This is a genomic window from Enterobacter sp. J49 (assembly GCF_002148625.1).
Lineage (GTDB): Bacteria > Pseudomonadota > Gammaproteobacteria > Enterobacterales > Enterobacteriaceae > Enterobacter > Enterobacter ludwigii.
The window spans coordinates 1-1,229 of the sequence record NZ_MWPY01000007.1 but is presented as its reverse complement, the minus strand read 5'-3'; the positions used below and the strand labels follow the sequence as shown (position 1 = coordinate 1,229).

General features: G+C 51.0%; 1 protein-coding gene. It reads left to right on the top strand.

Annotation, left to right across the window (positions count from 1 at the left end):
• Positions 1 to 63 precede the first annotated feature (63 nt).
• Positions 64 to 1,211, top strand: a protein-coding gene (locus BJP35_RS00040) for an IS3 family transposase (protein ID WP_094881439.1) whose coding sequence is annotated in 2 segments (ribosomal slippage) — positions 64 to 301 and positions 301 to 1,211 — 1,149 coding nt in all. Because the reading frame shifts where the segments join, the coding sequence is not laid out codon by codon here.
• Positions 1,212 to 1,229: the final 18 nt, after the last annotated feature.

The following is a 1,229-nucleotide window of genomic DNA, read 5'->3' as shown; positions in this document are numbered from 1 at the left end:
TGAATCGCCACGGGTTTAACAGACACCTCAGAGTCATTTAAGATGACTTAAAGAGAGGTGCCCATGAGCGGTAAACGTTATCCCGAAGAGTTTAAAATTGAAGCAGTCAAGCAGGTTATTGATCGCGGTCATTCTGTTTCCAGCGTTGCAACACGTCTCGATATCACCACCCACAGCCTTTACGCCTGGATAAAGAAGTACGGTCCGGACTCATCCACTAATAAAGAACAGTCAGATGCTCAGGCCGAGATCCGCCGACTCCAGAAGGAACTGAAGCGGGTTACTGACGAACGGGACATATTAAAAAAAGCCGCGGCGTACTTCGCAAAGCTGTCCGACTGAGGTACGCCTTTATTCGTGACAACTCCCGTTGCTGGCCTGTTCGTCTGCTCTGCAGGGTGCTGGATGTTCATCCCAGTGGCTTTTACGCCTGGTTTAAGCAACCGTATTCTCAGCACCACCAGGTAGATCTGAGACTGACGGGACAGATCAAACAGTTTTGGCTGGAGTCCGGTTGCGTTTATGGTTATCGCAAGATCCATCTGGACTTACGGGATAGCGGGCAACAGTGCGGAGTGAACAGAGTCTGGCGACTGATGAATCGTGCCGGGATAAAGGCTCAGGTCGGGTACCGGAGCCCTCGGGCACGCAAAGGCGAGGCCAGTATCGTGTCACCCGACAGGCTCCAACGACAGTTCAATCCGGATGCTCCGGATGAGCGTTGGGTAACGGACATAACCTACATCAGGACTCACGAAGGCTGGCTGTATCTGGCCGTGATTGTTGATCTGTTCTCACGCAAAATTATCGGCTGGTCAATGCAATCCCGGATGACAAAGGACATTGTCCTGAACGCACTGCTGATGGCTGTATGGCGGCGTAATCCTCAAAGACCGGTGCTGGTTCACTCGGACCAGGGCAGTCAGTACACAAGCCATGAGTGGCAGTCGTTCCTGAAATCACACGGCCTGGAAGGGAGTATGAGCCGTCGCGGTAACTGTCACGATAACGCGGTTGCAGAAAGCTTTTTCCAGTTACTGAAACGCGAGCGGATAAAGAAAAAGATCTACGGAACGCGGGAAGAAGCCCGCAGCGATATTTTTGATTACATCGAAATGTTTTATAACAGTAAGCGTCGGCATGGTTCGAGCAATCAGATGTCACCGACAGAATATGAAAACCAGTATTATCAACGGCTCGGAAGTGTCTAGATTATCCGTGGCGATTCA